Source organism: Vibrio splendidus 12E03 (genome assembly GCF_000272105.2).
Lineage (GTDB): Bacteria > Pseudomonadota > Gammaproteobacteria > Enterobacterales > Vibrionaceae > Vibrio > Vibrio splendidus_I.
Map to the genome: position 1 here is coordinate 1 of NZ_AJZD02000057.1, position 1080 is coordinate 1080.

The window sequence follows — 1080 nt, forward strand, 5'->3', positions numbered from 1 at the left end:
CCTACTAGATAGCATCAAGGGTGGTGCTATCCGAACTATGCAAACGCAATTTGATGCGTTGAAAGTGCAATTGAATGATGTGATTAGCGGTGCAAATGGTCGTTTGAATACATTCATTACGCAGCAACAACAGAATGTCAGCACTATCTTTGCTGATCCTGATAAGCGCTACAAAGTTAATCTTTCTAATGTAGAGAATAAAACCGTTTTAGATTTATCTCACCTCGATGGAGATAAGTTCTACTGTGTGCGTTTTGACCGACCAATCATGCTTGATGTTCGAATCAAACGTTACATACATCAGGATGAGCCGGGTGGGGGGATTTTGGAATACTTTGTCCAATTACAAAATTTCAGTAATGGGGGTGATTTCCACTTCGCAAAGCAACTCCATCATCGTTATACGAAGCGTGAATTTGTAGGGAAAGTTTTAGCGGCTTCTACTCCATACACATCAGGTATTTGGCTCCGTGGGGGGTGGACTTACGACCTTTTTGTCTCAGGTTCGATGGGTAAAGAGCCTATAAAGGTAATTGAGTCCGATACAGATGTTGCTGACGAATACCATGGCACTACGCATTTTGCACCACCAATTAGTGCTGTTCATAGTTCGGTTGTTCCAAATAGTTATATTTCGGGAGTGTAAGCAATGATGACATTTCAAGATGCACAGATGATGGAAGTAAAACAAGTGCGTGTTCGTTTAATGGTCGAGGCTGACCACTTGGTGAATACCGCCCTTGATAATGGAGTCGATGAAATTCCATTTCGCCAGTATCGCCAAGCTCTACGCGATATCCCTCAAACCTACAGCAATCCGGAAGATGTGGTATGGCCTCAAAAACCATCATTGCCGCAAGCGTCTGCATAATTGGGGGGCTAGCTTATATGACATATAGAAAAACTCTGCCGCGTGGTGTGCGTAACAACAACCCGCTAAACATTCGCGAGTCCAAAGGTGATCGCACTCAGTGGGATGGTGAACATCTACTCGACCTCGATAAAAGCTTCGAAGAGTTCAAACATCCTGTTTATGGCTTTCGAGCGGGGGCGCGTGTTCTTCGTAGCTACTCACGACAA

General features: G+C 44.2%; 1 protein-coding gene and 2 pseudogenes. All 3 read left to right on the forward strand.

Annotated features, from left to right (window positions below):
• Nucleotides 1-646 (forward strand): annotated as a pseudogene (locus A142_RS05375) (hypothetical protein); the annotation flags it as partial.
• Nucleotides 647-649: 3 nt separating this feature from the next.
• Nucleotides 650-871 carry a phage tail assembly chaperone gene (locus tag A142_RS05380; protein ID WP_019820205.1) on the forward strand — a complete coding sequence of 74 codons (222 nt, stop codon included), beginning with the start codon at nucleotides 650-652 and terminating at the stop codon, nucleotides 869-871.
• A gap of 17 nt (nucleotides 872-888) precedes the next feature.
• Nucleotides 889-1080, forward strand: a pseudogene (locus tag A142_RS05385) (virion protein); the annotation flags it as partial.

Coding starts and splice junctions, on each gene's coding strand:
- A142_RS05380 (WP_019820205.1), top strand. CDS start 650: ATGATGACATTTCAAGATGCACAGATGATGGAAGTAAAACAAGTGCGT.